Origin of the sequence: Methylomonas montana, from assembly GCF_030490285.1 — a bacterium.
Lineage (GTDB): Bacteria > Pseudomonadota > Gammaproteobacteria > Methylococcales > Methylomonadaceae > Methylomonas > Methylomonas montana.
The window spans coordinates 4,494,581-4,510,038 of record NZ_CP129884.1 but is presented as its reverse complement, the minus strand read 5'-3'; the positions used below and the strand labels follow the sequence as shown (position 1 = coordinate 4,510,038).

14 protein-coding genes are annotated in these 15,458 nt (G+C 53.0%); 10 read left to right on the top strand and 4 right to left on the bottom strand.

Annotated elements, in window-relative coordinates:
- The first annotated feature begins 72 nt into the window (after positions 1-72).
- The gene (trpC, locus tag QZJ86_RS20850) at positions 73-870 is read left to right on the top strand and encodes an indole-3-glycerol phosphate synthase TrpC (RefSeq protein WP_301935506.1); all 798 of its coding nucleotides are present in this window, start codon (positions 73-75) and stop codon (positions 868-870) included.
- Positions 871-929: 59 nt separating this feature from the next.
- Here the strand turns inward: trpC and QZJ86_RS20845 are convergent, their stop codons facing one another.
- A complete protein-coding gene (locus QZJ86_RS20845; RefSeq protein WP_301935505.1) occupies positions 930-1,358 on the bottom strand; it encodes a DUF2721 domain-containing protein in 429 nt (142 codons plus the stop codon).
- Between the two features lie 176 nt (positions 1,359-1,534).
- Here QZJ86_RS20845 and QZJ86_RS20840 point away from each other — a divergent pair, with 176 nt between their 5' ends.
- A complete protein-coding gene (locus QZJ86_RS20840) occupies positions 1,535-2,602 on the top strand; it encodes a TIGR03790 family protein (protein ID WP_301935504.1) in 1,068 nt (355 codons plus the stop codon).
- A 93-nt stretch (positions 2,603-2,695) separates the two neighbouring features.
- Here QZJ86_RS20840 and QZJ86_RS20835 read toward each other — a convergent pair whose 3' ends face one another.
- Complete coding sequence (locus QZJ86_RS20835; protein ID WP_301935503.1) at positions 2,696-3,298, bottom strand: nitroreductase family protein; 603 nt, start codon at positions 3,296-3,298, stop codon at positions 2,696-2,698.
- A 102-nt stretch (positions 3,299-3,400) separates the two neighbouring features.
- Here QZJ86_RS20835 and QZJ86_RS20830 point away from each other — a divergent pair, with 102 nt between their 5' ends.
- The 3 genes from QZJ86_RS20830 to lspA all read left to right on the top strand — a co-directional run bounded on the left by QZJ86_RS20830 (position 3,401) and on the right by lspA (position 7,127).
- On the top strand, positions 3,401-3,613 hold the full coding sequence (locus QZJ86_RS20830; protein ID WP_301935502.1) for a hypothetical protein: 213 nt from the start codon (positions 3,401-3,403) through the stop codon (positions 3,611-3,613).
- 210 nt (positions 3,614-3,823) lie between these two features.
- Complete coding sequence (gene ileS / locus QZJ86_RS20825) at positions 3,824-6,655, top strand: isoleucine--tRNA ligase (protein ID WP_301935501.1); 2,832 nt, start codon at positions 3,824-3,826, stop codon at positions 6,653-6,655.
- Positions 6,648-7,127, top strand: a complete 480-nt coding sequence (gene lspA, locus QZJ86_RS20820) for a signal peptidase II (RefSeq protein ID WP_301935500.1) — start codon at positions 6,648-6,650, stop codon at positions 7,125-7,127. The genes ileS and lspA overlap by 8 nt, the downstream gene beginning before the upstream one ends.
- Positions 7,128-7,587: 460 nt before the next feature.
- Here lspA and QZJ86_RS20815 read toward each other — a convergent pair whose 3' ends face one another.
- On the bottom strand, positions 7,588-7,767 hold the full coding sequence (locus QZJ86_RS20815) for a hypothetical protein (protein ID WP_301935499.1): 180 nt from the start codon (positions 7,765-7,767) through the stop codon (positions 7,588-7,590).
- A 217-nt stretch (positions 7,768-7,984) separates the two neighbouring features.
- On the opposite strand from QZJ86_RS20815, the gene QZJ86_RS20810 reads away from it, so the two are divergent.
- Positions 7,985-9,652 (top strand): IS5 family transposase, encoded by a 1,668-nt coding sequence (locus tag QZJ86_RS20810; protein WP_301935498.1) that lies wholly within the window; start codon positions 7,985-7,987, stop codon positions 9,650-9,652.
- Positions 9,653-9,711: 59 nt separating this feature from the next.
- Here the strand turns inward: QZJ86_RS20810 and yihA are convergent, their stop codons facing one another.
- Entirely contained in the window at positions 9,712-10,308 is a 597-nt protein-coding gene (gene yihA, locus QZJ86_RS20805) for a ribosome biogenesis GTP-binding protein YihA/YsxC (protein WP_301935497.1), read from the bottom strand.
- Positions 10,309-10,419: 111 nt separating this feature from the next.
- Here yihA and QZJ86_RS20800 point away from each other — a divergent pair, with 111 nt between their 5' ends.
- The 4 genes from QZJ86_RS20800 (at position 10,420) to QZJ86_RS20785 (ending at position 15,387) form a co-directional block, all read left to right on the top strand.
- Positions 10,420-11,097: a c-type cytochrome gene (locus QZJ86_RS20800; protein WP_301935496.1), complete on the top strand. Its 678-nt coding sequence runs from the start codon at positions 10,420-10,422 to the stop codon at positions 11,095-11,097.
- A gap of 704 nt (positions 11,098-11,801) precedes the next feature.
- On the top strand, positions 11,802-12,407 hold the full coding sequence (locus QZJ86_RS20795) for a thiol:disulfide interchange protein DsbA/DsbL (protein ID WP_301935495.1): 606 nt from the start codon (positions 11,802-11,804) through the stop codon (positions 12,405-12,407).
- A 127-nt stretch (positions 12,408-12,534) separates the two neighbouring features.
- Positions 12,535-14,076, top strand: coding sequence for a GGDEF domain-containing protein (locus tag QZJ86_RS20790; RefSeq protein WP_301935494.1), 1,542 nt, complete (start codon positions 12,535-12,537; stop codon positions 14,074-14,076).
- Positions 14,077-15,387 (top strand): GGDEF domain-containing protein, encoded by a 1,311-nt coding sequence (locus tag QZJ86_RS20785; protein ID WP_301935493.1) that lies wholly within the window; start codon positions 14,077-14,079, stop codon positions 15,385-15,387.
- Positions 15,388-15,458: the final 71 nt, after the last annotated feature.

Genomic DNA, 15,458 nt, shown 5'->3' with positions numbered 1-15,458 from the left:
CGGGCCGAGACCCGATGCTAAAATAACTGTCGCGACAGCGACACAAAACTAAACAGTAAAACAAATCAGACCATGACCAATACCCCCGACATCCTAAAAACCATCCTCGCCAAAAAAGCCGAAGAAGTGGCGCGCCGGAAAAACAATGCACCGATCTCGATGCTGGAAGAGCTGGCCGGTACCGCGCAAGGGCCGCGCGGCTTTTATTCAGCGTTGCGCAGCAAGGCCGATCAGAAAAAGCCGGCCATCATCGCCGAAATCAAGAAAGCCTCGCCTAGTCAGGGCGTGATTCGCGAGAACTTTAAACCGGTGGAAATCGCCGTCGATTACGCCTTCAACGGCGCGACTTGCTTGTCGGTACTAACCGACAAGGATTTTTTCCAGGGTTCGGAAGCCAATCTGCAAATGGTGCGGCAAAATTGCCCGTTGCCGGCGATTCGCAAGGATTTCATGATCGATCCCTATCAAATCCACGAGTCGCGGGCCTTGGGTGCCGATTGCGTGTTATTGATCGTCGCGGCGTTGGACGATGCGATGTTGAAAGAACTGGCCGATACCGCCACCGGCTTGGGCATGGACGTGCTGGTCGAAGTGCACGATGCCGCCGAACTGGAGCGGGCCTTGCAGCTGAACACCAACATGATCGGCATCAACAACCGCAACCTGCGCACGTTTGATGTGTCGCTGCAAACCACGCTGGATCTGAAAAACACCATTCCGGCCGACAAATTGATCGTCACCGAAAGCGGCATTCACACCCCGGCCGATGTCAAATTGATGCAGGATAACGGCATCTATACTTTCCTGGTTGGCGAGGCCTTTATGCGCGCCGAATCGCCGGGACAAAAAATGCGCGAATTGTTTTTTTAAGCGGATCGAGCCGGACGTGAGCGGCGGCTCGATCCGTCGCGCTACGATGCGGGAAAGGTTTATTTACGCAGCGCTATCACGCCGGTCGCCAGCGCGATTTCTCTTAGGAAACACAGCAAACCGCCGATCAAGGCCAGCATGGCCGCGATAAACAATAGCGATACCGTGTCCGACAGATCGATCGTAAATTCGACGCCGACGAACATCGCGACGATGGATACGCAGATCAGCAATGCACAAGTGGTGCACATGCTGATCGCCCAGTGGGTCCAATGCGCGCGCCGCGCCAGTGTCTGCATCTCCGGGTAATGCGCGTCGGCATCGGCGCCGCTGAGTTTGCTCAGTAAACGGAACCGGTCCACGGTGCGTCCCAGGCGATTGGTTAATACTCCCAAAATTCCGGCCACGCCAGTCAGTAAAAATACCGGCGCGACCGCTTGTTGAATCACATGAGCAACGGTGGGTATATTGGCTATCGTATCCATCATGGCAGTCCGCATCAGTGAAAAGGCAAATGATAACCGGGGAAACGGCCGGGAGTGAAATTGGTAAACGGCGAATTTGCCGTAAGTCGAAGAATTGGAAAATGCGGTTTGTATTTTGCCCGCATCGGGTTAAATTGAAGCATCCGGCAAATCCGGTTGACACTTTCACGGAGCATCGTGTGTTTTTCGCACAACAGATTAAATCATCTACGATAGTGCTAATTCTGGCCTGCCTGCTTGATCAAGCGGCGCTGGCGGCGCCGATTTCGCCGTTATACCGGCCGGCGCCGGCACTGACTGGCCACGATTTGGCAGTGATCGTCAACGACGCCGATCCGTTGAGCAGGCAGATTACGGAGTATTACAGCCAACAGCGGCGGATCCCGGCCGAACAAATTATTCATCTGCGCTTTTCGCCGAACCAGGCCGTTTTATCGAAACGGGAGTTCGAGCAGCTGAAACAGCAGGTTGACCAGCAAACCCCGGCGCATGTGCAAGCGTTTGCGTTGACTTGGTTGCAACCGTTTCGAGTGGATTGCATGTCGATTACCACCGCTTTTGCCGCAGGTTTCGATCCGGCCTTCTGCTCCAAAGGCTGCCAGACTACCCGTAACAGTCCGTATTTTGCTTCGGAAACCGACAAACCGTTTAAAGCCCACGGCTGGCGACCGACTATGGCGTTGGCCGGCAAAACCTTCGAGGAAGCCAAAAAACTGATCGATACCGGCGTGGCTGCCGACTATTCGCATCCGCAAGGCGCCGCCTATCTATTAAAAACATCCGACCAGGCTCGCAGTTCCAGAGCGGCGTTGTTCCCGAAAGTAGCCGAAGCGCTGAAAAACTTCTGGCCGGTCAACTATCTGGAACAAGACTATATTGCCGGCCGCCAGGACGTGATGTTTTATTTCACCGGCTTGACCAAGGTGCCGCACCTTACGGAAAACCGCTATTTGCCGGGCGCGATTGCCGATCATCTCACCTCGGCTGGCGGCGTGATGTCGGGTAGCGACCAGATGAATATCACGGAATGGTTGAATGCCGGCGCCACCGCCAGCTACGGCGCGGTGGTGGAGCCTTGTAATTACCCTGCCAAATTTCCGAATCCGGGCGTGTTAATGTATTTCTATCTGCGCGGCAGCAGCCTGATAGAGGCGTATTGGAAAAGCGTCGCCCAACCCGGCCAGGGTATTTTCGTCGGCGAGCCATTGGCCAAGCCGTTTGCTTATCAGCCACGCCAAACGCCTTAGGCTGGCGGCGCATAGGATGTTTTAGCGTTCTTCATTAGCGCCGCTTTGCCATATTGGTTGGGAAACGGGGAGCCGCGAATTTTAGCAGCGTGCTTATTTAAACGCCTCGCCCCATTGCCCCAGATAAAAGCGTTGTTCCAAAGCAGCCCGGCTGCGTTCGGCCTGTTCTGCGGCTTGAAAATCATCGGCCAGAATCGCCGCTTCTGCCTGATAACCGACCGCCATCATCGCCATTGGTGTGCAGTCTTCGGGGAGCTTGAATGTTTGCCTAGCCAAGTCGGCATCGAAACCGCCCATTTGATGCACGATTAAACCCAAGGCCGTTGCTTGCAAACACAGGCTCACGGATGCGGCGCCGGTATCGTACATGGCCCAACGATTGGCTTTGCCGTTGTGATTGAAGTTGCCCATCGCCACTGCCAGCAGCAAAACCGGCGCGTTTTTCGCCCATAGCCGGTTTTTTTCGGCAATGACCGCCAAACCGTTTTGCCAGGCGGCCGCGTCGCTGGCTTTATCGCAGACGATGTAGCGCCAGGGTTGATCGTTGAAACAGGACGGCGCCCAACGCGCGGCTTCCAGCAAGGCTGTCAGGTTGTCGCGGCTGACGGTTTTATCGGCATCGAAAGCCCGAGGACTCCAACGGCTGGCGATGAGCTCGTGAATTTTCACCGAAGTTTTAGCGGATTTTTGATGCATTAAGGCCACCGTGCGGGAAGAGTAAAAAATAGTATTCAAAAGCAGAATTAGCCGCTAATATGGTATCGAATCAAAACTATAATAATAAGCGGGAATCTTATCATGCCAAAAAAAATTCAATTGTGGTCGCTGATCTGCATCGGCTTGATAACGACTGCCGCGCAATCCGCCAAAATCCCCGCCGCTAATCAACTTTTTCAGGAAAGCATGGTAAGCAAAACGCTCAACGAGTATGACAATCCTGGGACGGCGCTGATCGTTAGTATCTTGATCGGTGCGGTTTACGGGTGGTACTGGTTGCGTAATCGGGCGTGATTCGCCGGTCCCGTTAGCGGCGCGACGCTTCTCTGTCCGTTTCGATAATCTTTGTAGGCCTTGGTCAGTCTGTGCTTTATAGCGCTTGGCAGTTGGTGCTAAAATCGCGCGTTTAATATCATCATTAGAATCATACGGCTAATCGGCGCAACCGTTGTTTTCAGCGGCCTAAGTCGGCACCCCGGCCGCTGGAATGAAACGCAGACAACAATGACCATGGATTATAAACAAACCCTGAACCTCCCCAAGACCGAGTTTGCAATGAAAGCCAATCTGGCGCAACGCGAACCGGAGATGCTGAAAAAATGGAACGAAAACCAGCTCTATCAAAAAATTCGCGAGGTTTGCGCCGGTCGCCCTAAATTTGTTTTGCACGACGGTCCTCCCTACGCCAATGGCGCGATTCATATCGGCCATGCGGTCAACAAGGTGTTGAAGGACATCATCGTCAAATCCAAAACCCTTAGCGGTTTCGATGCGCCTTACGTGCCGGGTTGGGATTGCCACGGTTTGCCTATCGAGCTGATGGTGGAAAAATCGGTCGGCAAAGCCGGCGTCAAAGTCACGCCCGCCGAGTTTCGCAAGGAATGCCGGGCTTACGCCAAAAAACAAGTCAACATTCAGAAAGAAGAATTTATCCGCTTGGGCGTTTTGGGCGATTGGGACAATCCGTACTTGACCATGGATTTTGCCTTTGAAGCCGACATCGTCCGCGCCTTGGGCAAAATCGCCGCCAAGGGCCATCTTAGCAAAGGTGCCAAACCGGTGCATTGGTGTACCGATTGCGGCTCGGCGCTCGCCGAGGCGGAAGTGGAATATGAAGACAAGCATTCGCCGGCTATCGACGTACGCTTTCAGGTGGTGGACGAACATGCGTTCATGGAAAAGTGCCATCATGCCGGCGACCGCGAAGGCAAAGGCCCGCTGTCGGTGGTGATCTGGACCACCACACCGTGGACGTTGCCGGCCAACCAGGCCGTAGCGCTGAACCCGGATCTGGAATACGCGGTCGTGCAATGCGAAATCGATGGCCAAACCGAACGCTTGGTGTTGGCGGAAGCGCTGTTGAAAGACGCCGTTTTACGTTACGGCATCGGTGAGCACCACATCGTCGGTTACTGCAAAGGCGCGGCGCTGGAAAACCAATGGCTGCAACATCCGTTTTACGACCGGCAAGTGCCTATCATCCTCGGCGACCACGTCACCACCGATGCCGGTACTGGTGCGGTTCATACCGCCCCCGGCCACGGTCAGGAAGACTATGTGGTGGGTATGAAATACGGTTTGCCGGTAGACAACCCGGTCGGCAACAACGGCGTATTCTTACCGAACACCGAACTGTTCGCCGGCCTGCATGTGTTTACCGCCAACGATAAGGTGCTGGACGTATTGCGCGAGCGCGGCAAATTGCTGCATCACCACGCGCTGCTGCACAGTTACCCGCATTGCTGGCGCCACAAAACCCCGATCATCTTCCGCGCCACCCCGCAATGGTTTATTGCGATGGAGAAAAACAAACTGCGCGAAACCGCCTTGAACGAAGTCAAACGTGTCGATTGGATTCCGGATTGGGGCCAAGCCCGTATCGAAGCGATGATCGAAAACCGCCCGGACTGGTGTATCTCAAGACAACGCACCTGGGGCGTACCGATCGCATTTTTCGTCCACAAGGAAAGCGGCGAACTGCATCCGCGTACCGGCGAATTGATAGAGCAGGTTGCCAAGCGCATCGAACAACAAGGCATAGACGCCTGGTTTGAATTGGATGCGGCGGAACTGATCGGTGCCGATGCCGAACACTACGAAAAAATGAGCGATACGCTGGACGTTTGGTTCGATTCCGGCGTCACTCATGCCGCCGTACTGGAGCGCCGCGAGCAATTGCGTTTCCCGGCCGATCTGTATCTGGAAGGTTCCGACCAACATCGCGGCTGGTTCCAGTCCTCGTTGCTGGCTTCGGTGGCGATGAACGATGTCGCCCCGTATAAAGAAGTGCTGACCCACGGCTTCACCGTCGATGCCGAGGGCAAGAAAATGTCCAAATCCAAAGGCAACGTGGTACTGCCGCAAACGGTGATGAAATCGCTGGGCGCGGACGTGTTGCGTTTGTGGGTGGCCGGCACTGATTATCGCGGCGAAATGTCGGTGTCCGACGAAATTCTGAAGCGCACGTCCGACGGCTACCGTCGCTTGCGGAATACCGCCCGCTTCCTGCTGTCCAATCTGGACGGCTTCGATCCGGCGCAACATCTGGTTGCCAAGGGCGATTTGCTGGCCTTGGATCGTTGGGCGGTCGATAAAGCCTGGCAGTTGCAGGAAGAAATCAAAACCGCTTACGGTGCTTATCAGTTCCAGAGCATTTACCAAAAGGTGCTGAATTTCTGCAGCATCGATCTGGGCGGCTTTTACCTGGACATCATCAAGGACCGTCAATACACCGCCAAGGAAGATTGCCTGGCGCGGCGTTCCGCACAAACCGCGATGTACCATGTCATCGAAGCGCTGACCCGCTGGCTGGCGCCTATCACCAGCTACACCGCCGATGAATTATGGCAATTCATTCCCGGTAAGCGTGGCGAGTCGATTTTTCTGGAAACCTGGTACGAAGGCTTGTTCCCACTAGATGCCGACGCGACGATCAACCGCGAAACCTGGGACAAAGTGATGGCGGTACGCACGGCAGTCTCCAAGGAATTGGAAACCTTGCGTAAAGACGGCGCAATCGGCGCATCCTTGAATGCGGAAGTGGAATTGTATTGCGACGAAGCTTACGGCGCGGAGCTGAACAAGCTGGCCAGCGAGCTGCATTTTGTGTTCATCACTTCCAACGCCGGCGTTGCCGATATGCAATTTTGCCCGGACGATGCGGTGGCTACCGAACTGGACGGCGTGAAACTGAAAGTGACTGTATCAGAGCATCCAAAATGCGTGCGCTGCTGGCATCAACGCTACGACATTGGCGAGCACCCGGAGCATCCGGAATTGTGCGGCCGTTGCGTGGAAAACGTCGCCGGCAATGGCGAGACCCGTCATTATGCTTAAGTGGTTGTGGATTTCCGCTGTGACGCTGGTGCTGGATCAGGCCAGCAAGCTGGCAGTGGACGGCTCTATGCAGCTATTTGAGTCGATTCCGCTGATCCCTTATTTCAACCTGACCTATGTGCATAACACCGGCGCGGCCTTTAGCTTTCTGGCCCAGGCCGGCGGCTGGCAGCGCTGGCTGTTCGCCGGCTTGGCGGTGGTGATGAGCGGTATCATCGCGGTCTGGCTGCATCGCTTACAAAAACACGAGACCTTGATGGCAGTGGCTTTGGCTTTAGTTTTAGGCGGCGCCATTGGCAATCTGATTGATCGCGTCGCTTACGGTTACGTGATCGACTTTCTGGATGTCTATTACCAAGACTGGCACTGGCCGGCGTTCAACATCGCCGATTCGGCGATTTGCATCGGCGTGGGATTAATGTTGCTGGAAAGTTTTGGGTTTGGGCGGAAAGCGGTAGATGTTTTGGAATAGGTTTCTGCGTTATTGCTTTAAAACTAAATCCCTGCTAAAGCCAAGATATTCCCCCTCTTTGAAAAAGACGACTGCATGGATGCAGGAGGTAGGGAAGCGTGTCCGTAGCGCATGCAAATCGGCAATCCTGCCCTCCTTCGGGCTATTCCCGCCGAAAGCTGGTGCTCGGCGTGGCATAGGGAATGGAGGAATCCATTCAGGTATTTGAAGAAATTAGCCTTGGTGCTGTAGCTGAAAGTTACTGATGTGCGGCTCTGTAGAATCAGGATGTTCTACTACGAATTGAGCAAACTCTGCGAACACGCCCGTAGTTGTTTCATCATCTGTTTCCCTAAAACGGGATTGCCGAACTTTATCGAACGGGCGGTCATTCTTTCACCAGGGCGCCTGTTGAAGATTCCGCCATTGGCGCCGGCCGCTCTCTGACGGGCCCAGCGCCAAAGCCAGCCAGTTGCGAATGCTAGAAGCGGTGGAGAGGGGACATATCCAGCGCCAACGGTGCTGCGGCGATACTGGGCATGAATCCAAATACCTTGCGCCCCAGGATGTTGCCGTTGGGAATTGCCAGAGTGAGCTGACGCGGCAAGAAACCGGCTAATCGACAGTATTGAGTGACTCTGTGAAAATCGGATGCCAGCATTAACATTTAATAAGGCGGGTCGACTAAATCTTCCAAAATCGGCAAATTTTCGGAATTGCGAAAACCACAGGGACAAAAATGAACTGGATTTTCAAGGTAAGCCATTAATTAGAGTCTGCTCAGAAAATATAACCCATTGATTAAGCGTAGTTATTGAGGAATTTTGGTATAATTGCTGCACGAAAAACATGCCATTAGCCTCAAAAACCGTGCAGCCATGATTCGAACCACGAGCTCAAAACAACTGACGATAGCTGAATTCGACTGGCCGTTCGAGACAGCCCTGGATAAACACAATCGCTGGGTAAAACTGAGTGAGTGCATCCCGTGGGACGAACTGGCGGAATGCTATTACCAAGGGATGAGGGCGGACCGGGGCCGGCCGTTGAAAGACGCGCGGCGCGTAATCGGCGCGGTGATCATCAAGCACAAACTGTGTTTGTCAGACGTGGAAACCGTCCAGCAAATCCAGGAAAACCCGTACCTGCAATACTTCGTCGGCTTGCCCGGCTACCAAGCGGCGGCGCCGTTTGCGCCGTCGTTATTGGTCGAAGTGCGCAAGCGCATGGGCGAAGCCGTGTTCGAAGGCTTTCACCGCGCCATCATCGAGGCGCACGAGGGGCAAAAGCCGACCCCGACCAAACTGGAAACGCCGCCGGCCGCGGCAACGCCCGCTGCGTCTGAGCCGAAGGCCGCGGCTAGCGTGACCGCGCCTGAAGCTGAGGTTCAGCCCGAGGCGGCCGAAGCGGCCTTGGATTTTGCCGATAAAGACGGTGTCCCATCGGCACCGGAGCCGGAAGCACCGGCCGCCCCGCGCGGCCAATTGATTCTGGATGCCACCGTGGTCGAACAAGCCATCCGCTTTCCCACCGATTTGAGCCTGTTGAACGAAGCGCGGGAATTAACGGAACGGATCATCGACACCCTGTGCAAGCGCCTGAAGGTCACGGACAAACCCAGGACTTATCGCCACAAAGCCCGCAGTGCGTATCTGGCCGTCGCCAAACAAAAGCGCCCCGGCCGGAAAGTGCTACGCCGAGGCATCAAGCAACAGTGGCAATATCTGCGCCGCAACCTGAGCCACATCGAACAACTCTTGGCGCCCATCCCTCAGGGTTCGCCGCTGCCGTTGCCGGGTTGGCTGCTGCATCGCTACTGGGTGATTCAGCATCTGTACCAGCAACAATGGGACATGTATCGAAACCAGACCCGCCGCTGCGACCGCCGCATCGTCAGTATCAGTCAACCCTATGTGCGGCCGATGGTGCGCGGCAAGTTGGACAAGCCGGTCGAATTCGGCGCCAAACTCAGCGTCAGCCTGAGCGGCGAAGGCCTAGCTCATGTCGATCACCTGCGATGGGATGCCTTTCACGAAGGACTGGATCTGGTCTCGCAAGTCGAAGCGTACTTGGCGCGCTACGGCCACTATCCGGAACGGGTGCTCGCCGATCCGATCTACGGCACGCGCGCCAACCGCGACTACCTGAAGCAACACGGTATCCGCTTTGCCGGCAAACCGCTCGGCCGCCCCAAACGCGAAACCGAGGCCAACCGGGAGCAACTCAAACACGACAAAGAACAGCGCCGGCAGGAATACCTGCAGCGCATCCCCATCGAAGGCAAATTCGACCAAGGTAAAAACGGCTATCGTCTCAACGACATCCGCGCCAAGCGCGCCAACACCTCGTTCGCCTGGTTCAACACCATCTTCTTGGTGATGAACCTGCTGGTCCTGCAAGGGATCTTTTTTGCCCTCGGTCAATGCCGCCTGGTCGGGTTACTGCAAATGATCGTGCGCGCCTGGAAACAAAAGATTTCGAATCTGCGCACCCATTCTAACTTGGCCGACCCGATTTGCTCGTCATTGCCACAGCTGATTTACTGAGCAGACTCTACCTAAATTTAAGTGCTCTTTTTGGATGGTCCAATCAACTAACTTGCAGTTTAAAATTTGAACCACTCGTCCAGCATCTGGTGAATATCATCAATCCCGGTTTTATTCAAAGCCGAAAACAGCTGCAACGTCACAACGATGCTGGAGCGGCTTAAATCCCTTTGCACTTGCAGTAGCGTGTTTTTCGCAGCGCCGAACTTCAATTTATCGGCCTTGGTCAGCAGAATATGCAAGGGCAGTTGGCGATGTTCGCACCACTCGACCATTTGCCAGTCAAAGTCGGTGAGCGGGTGGCGGATGTCCATGACCTGGACGATGCCGCACAGGGCTTGGCGGTCATGCAAGTAACTCTCCATCATTTGCCGCCAGTCTTTTTTGATCGCTTCCGGGACTTTGGCGTAACCGTAACCGGGTAAATCGACCAGTTTGCGCTGAGCGTCGATTTCAAAAAAGTTCAGTAATTGGGTGCGGCCGGGCGTTTTACTGACGCGAGCTAGGGCGTTTTGTTGCACCAGAGTATTGATCGCGCTGGATTTGCCGGCATTGGAGCGGCCGGCGAAGGCGATCTCCATACCTTGATCGGGCGGTGCGTCCTTGAGTTTGGGGGCGCTGTTGATGAACTTGGCCTGGTGGTAGATGGGATTCATCACAGTCTCGCTTAGTGTTTATAAATCGGTTAGAATCCGGCCATTATAGCGTCTGGCGGCTGACATCAGCTTGCTTTATGTCGATCAACCTTCCTGAACAGGGGCCCCATAATGATAAAAAAATTGCTGACTGTTTCCATCTCTTTGTTGTTGGCAACCGCCGCCGGTCAAGTAAATGCGCAGGGCAATGCCAGCGCCGGAAAAACCAAAGCCGCCAGTTGCGCGGGCTGCCACGGCGAAGACGGTAACAGCACCATGCCGGGCTTCCCCAAGCTGGCCGGGCAGCATCAAACCTATCTGATCAAGCAATTACAGGCGTTTAAAAGCGGTGCGCGATTGGCGCCGATGATGGCGCCGTTAGCGGCAGGTCTTGACGATCAAACCATTCAGGAAATTGCCAGTTATTATGCCGGCAATAAGATTTCCACCAATCCAGCGCCGAAGTTGCCGGCGAGCGATGACGATGATGCGCCCGCCAAAACCGCGGAACAGGAAAAAGCGGAATTGGACGCCTTAATCACGCAAGGCAGCGATTTATACCGTAACGGCAATCTGAGCCGCGAAGTATCGGCTTGCGTGGCTTGTCATGGCCCTTATGCGGAAGGCAACAAACCGGCCTCGTTCCCGTCCTTACATTCGCAGCATGCCGATTACTTGATCAAGAGTCTCACCGATTTCAAAACCGGTGCACGCAGCAATAACCGCGAAAACATGATGCACATGATCGCCACCAAAATGACCGACGAGGACATTAAGGCGGTTTCTTACTATATCTCGACCATGAAATAATCTGTGTCCGTCCGGCAGAGCCTCGGTTCTGCCGGAAGCCGACCTAGTCCTGGTTTCTCGCCAGGACTAATCTTCCCTCTTTGTTCGTGTCGCAGTGACCGGTAAGCTGACCCGGCTGAATTTGCTCTCCTTAAGTTCGGAATGTTCTAGTTTGTGGTTTTCAATGGACTGGATCTGTTCGATGTTTATTTCTCCGCCTAGTTTTTGACCATTATTGGTTTTCTGATGCTGTCCGCCAGTGATTACCTGTATCACAACATGCGACACCGCCAATCTGCTGGAGGTGTCGGTCGTGTGCCGTTTTCGCGCGCGGCGATGATAGGCGTGATATTTGTGTTGAAATACCGCGCCTAGACCATCAATTCCCGGTGTTTTATTCAGACCAGATTGCCGAAGCTGTCCTTGCTGGACGATTTGATGTACAAAGCCGTTGTGTTGGGCTTTGCCTTTTTCACGTTGGCGACTATATTGGTGACGCTTTGGGCAGCCGGGGGCTGGGGTGGTTATAGTCCTCCTACCTTTAAGGAATCCAAGGTATGCTTGTCTGGTTAAATGACGCGGTCGGCCGCATATGAGGCTGACTAAAGATTTGAGCGGCAAGCCGATGACTTGGCGGGAGCAGTGGCCAGCTTTTTTGTCATCTTGTTTACGTTTTGGGACGTGAACAGGTTTTTATCAGGATTACATTCTTACGGAGAACTTTGATGTTGAAACGAATCGCATTTTTAGGGTTGTTGTGCTTTTCCGCGCTGGTCAATGCGGAAGGCGGTTATGACGCAGTAACACCGGCGCAGCCGGTGCAAAATCCGGACAAGATCGAAGTGATCGAGTTTTTCTGGTACGGCTGCCCCCATTGCTACAGTCTGGAACCGGCCATGGTGGAATGGCTGAAAACCAAACCGGCGAATGTCGAATTCATCCGTCAGCCGGCAGTATTCAGCGATTTATGGGGCAAACATGCCAAGGCTTATTTTACCGCCGAAGCGCTGGGGGTTTTGGACAAGGTGCATGCCGATCTGTTCGACGCGATTCAAAACAAGAAACAGAAACTGGTCAGCGAAGACGAACTGGCCAAATTTTTTGCCGATCATGGCGTCAAGGATGAGGATTTCCGCAACGCTTATAACTCGTTTGGAGTCGACGCCAAACTGCGCCAAGCCGAGTCGACCGGACCGCGTTACGGCATCAGCGGCGTGCCCGCGCTGATCGTTAACGGCAAATACAAGGTCACCGGGCAATCAGCCAAATCCCAGGCCAATATGCTGACCGTAGTCAACCAGTTGATCGTTCAGGAAAGTCAAAAAAAATAGAAGCTTATCAGTCCGGACTGTTTCACAAGGAAGTGGGCGGTCAGCGCTTGATTATCGGCTCTATGTCACAAATTCAACGATAGTCTATAATCAAGCGGTTAAATATTTCTGAATCAGGACATGTTTCATGGTTTTTTTTAAAAACAAGGATGACGGTCCGGAGAGGTGGAAGGAAAAATACCTCAAGCTGTTGGATGACCAAGAACAATCGGAAAAGCAATATCACGCTAACGAAGAGTTGTTATGCAAGACCATTGTGCGTATTGCATTAGCTGTTCAAGGTTTAAACCGGCAACTCGATCCCTACCTCAACAGCATCCGCAATTTGTTGAAAGGCGGATTGCAAAACCAGCAGTTGCAAAAAGAGCTGACGGCATTTTCTAATGCGTTGATGGTGTTGGAAGAGTCTGCTTTAGCCGGACAGCTTGACGCTTCATTGTTGTTCGAATTCCTCGGCAGGCAATACCCGCACCTGCAAGCTCAGTTCGATGAGGTTAAGGGGAGATACGAAAACCGCCAATTCAATAGCAATCAAGGCTTGTTTGTTGCGCTGTTGGAACTGATAGATGGTATCAATCCGACAACAGCGACCTCTTTTGGGCTGGAGCTTGCCGATATTGACATCAAAGCGATTAATATCCAATTGATTCGCTTGCTGGACAACGCTGAGATTCCGCGAGTTTTTTCCGCGGAAGCTGAACAAATCAAAGGCCGCTTGCAAACCGGACAACCGTTAGGCGCTATTTTTGACGATACGATAGCCCTGCTGTTGGCGGTAAAAAAACATCTGGAATTGGAACAGCAGGAGATGGCGGCCTTTTTGTCGAAATTGACCGAGCAATTGACCGAATTGGGCATAAAGGCTACCGGCGTCAATACCGCTAACGAAAATACCCTAAAAAAGCGCAATTTGCTGGATCGCTCGGTTTCCGAGCAAATCCTGGAGTTGCAGGAAAAGTCCGAGAATGCCACTCAACTTGCGCCGTTGAAGCAAATCGTCAGCAGCCGTTTGACAACCATCACGCAGCAAATTCAAACCCATAATCTCCAAGAACAAGAAGAAAGGGACAAAGTACAGCGCGAAATGCAAGCCTTGACCGAAAAGCTGAAGAAGATGGAATCGGAGTCGACCGAGTTGCGTTCAAGGCTGGATCTGGCTCAACATCGCGCGACCCGCGACCCGCTGACCGGCTTGCCCAATCGGCTGGCGTTCGAGGAACGCTTGAACGTTGAAATGGCGCGTTGCAAACGCAACAAGACAGCATTGACGATGATGGTCTGGGATGTGGATCTTTTTAAGAAAATTAACGACACCTACGGACATAAATCGGGCGACAAGGCTCTGGTAATTATCGCCAAATTATTATCTACGTATTGTCGGGTAACCGATTTCGTGGCCCGGATTGGCGGCGAGGAATTTGTGATGTTGCTGCCCGATACCGAAGCCAAGGCTGCGCTGCTGGTGGCCGAAAAATTACGGAAAACCTTGGAAAAAAGCAGTTTCAACGCCAATGGCAATAACGTTTTTATCACTTTATCATGCGGAATCAGCCAGTTTGTGGATGGCGATAGTAATGAATCGCTCTTTGAGAGAGCAGACACCGGTCTGTATAAGGCCAAACAATCCGGCCGCAATCGTTGCTTCGTTGTTAATGGACGGTTAGCGTAAATGGTTTCTAGCTCTCCCTACTCTTCGCTGATCGATAACGAAAAGTTTTTATACAAACTGGTTATCCAGCTATTAATTTTTAGTCAGGGCAGTCACAAATTGCTGGAGCCGCATCTGCTGTCTATCGGCACAAAATTGCGCAATGGCGCCAACTTGCAGGATTTAAGTCACGAGCTGCAAGCCGTGTCGAAAACGCTTTTGCACATTTCCAAGCAAACCAAGCAGGATGTGGACGAAGCTGAAAGCGACACGACTGCGTTGCAAGACGACTATGTGATGGGACGTCTCGACGAGTTGCTGGCAGAAGTCGAGGTGCCGCTACGTTTTCATCAGCAAACTTCGATGTTGAAGCAGAAGCTTAGGGCTAATCACAGCGAGAAAGCGTATAAAAAAGTCATCGATTCGGCGATTACCCTATTGCTGAATATCAAAGATTACGGCGTATCTGAAAAAAAAGGCATTGATGTATTTTTGGAAGACTTGACCGAACAGTTGGACGAGATCGGACAGCAGGCGGAAATGGCCGGTCAAGCCAATCAACTTTCCATCGACAATCGCGATACGCTCAATACCGAAATTCATCGGCAAGTCGGTAATCTCAAAAGCTCGACACAGTCTGCGCAAGAGCTGAGTATCTTAAAGACTCACACCAGCGAACATCTCGACCGCTTGCTGGCGCAGTTGCTTGAGCATAAGCAGATGGAAGACGATCGGCAGCAAGAAGTCCAACGAAAAATAGATCTCATGACGCAAAAGCTGCAGGATCTGGAAACCGAAACCGAAAGTCTACGAACCAGGCTTAAGATTGAACACGACAAGGCCTTATGCGATCCGTTGACCGGTCTACCGAATCGTCTGGCCTATAACAGCCGGGCAGAAATGGAGCTGAGTCGCTGGAAGCGTTACCGGGCGCCATTGAGCTTAGTGATTTGGGACATTGATTATTTCAAACGCATCAACGATGACTACGGACATAAGGCCGGGGATAAGACATTGGCCTTGATCGGGCAATTGTTGCTGAATAATTGTCGGGAGACCGATTTCGCGGCGCGTTACGGCGGCGAAGAGTTTGTGATGCTGATGCCGAATACCCAAGAACATCAGGCCTTGGAAATGGCTGAAAACATCCGAAAAATGATCCAGAACTGCGGATTCAATTCTAACGGCGAAGATATCAATCTAACCTTAAGTTGCGGTATTAGTGAATTCAAGGAAGACGACCAGCTTGACGATGTTTTCGTGCGGGCCGACCAAGCGCTGTATCAATCCAAACAGCATGGACGCAATCAATGCACAATATATGTCGAGTAAGTTAAACGCCGGATTCGCTACGCCCGCATAAGTTCGGGCAGGGCAACCCTCTAACGTGGCAAGTTAGCCGG

Coding starts and splice junctions, on each gene's coding strand:
- trpC (WP_301935506.1), top strand. CDS start 73: ATGACCAATACCCCCGACATCCTAAAAACCATCCTCGCCAAAAAAGCC.
- QZJ86_RS20830 (WP_301935502.1), top strand. CDS start 3,401: ATGCCAAAAAAAATTCAATTGTGGTCGCTGATCTGCATCGGCTTGATA.
- lspA (WP_301935500.1), top strand. CDS start 6,648: ATGCTTAAGTGGTTGTGGATTTCCGCTGTGACGCTGGTGCTGGATCAG.
- ileS (WP_301935501.1), top strand. CDS start 3,824: ATGACCATGGATTATAAACAAACCCTGAACCTCCCCAAGACCGAGTTT.
- QZJ86_RS20800 (WP_301935496.1), top strand. CDS start 10,420: ATGATAAAAAAATTGCTGACTGTTTCCATCTCTTTGTTGTTGGCAACC.
- QZJ86_RS20785 (WP_301935493.1), top strand. CDS start 14,077: ATGGTTTCTAGCTCTCCCTACTCTTCGCTGATCGATAACGAAAAGTTT.
- QZJ86_RS20795 (WP_301935495.1), top strand. CDS start 11,802: ATGTTGAAACGAATCGCATTTTTAGGGTTGTTGTGCTTTTCCGCGCTG.
- QZJ86_RS20815 (WP_301935499.1), bottom strand. CDS start 7,767: ATGCTGGCATCCGATTTTCACAGAGTCACTCAATACTGTCGATTAGCC.
- QZJ86_RS20790 (WP_301935494.1), top strand. CDS start 12,535: ATGGTTTTTTTTAAAAACAAGGATGACGGTCCGGAGAGGTGGAAGGAA.
- QZJ86_RS20810 (WP_301935498.1), top strand. CDS start 7,985: ATGATTCGAACCACGAGCTCAAAACAACTGACGATAGCTGAATTCGAC.
- QZJ86_RS20835 (WP_301935503.1), bottom strand. CDS start 3,298: ATGCATCAAAAATCCGCTAAAACTTCGGTGAAAATTCACGAGCTCATC.
- yihA (WP_301935497.1), bottom strand. CDS start 10,308: ATGAATCCCATCTACCACCAGGCCAAGTTCATCAACAGCGCCCCCAAA.
- QZJ86_RS20845 (WP_301935505.1), bottom strand. CDS start 1,358: ATGATGGATACGATAGCCAATATACCCACCGTTGCTCATGTGATTCAA.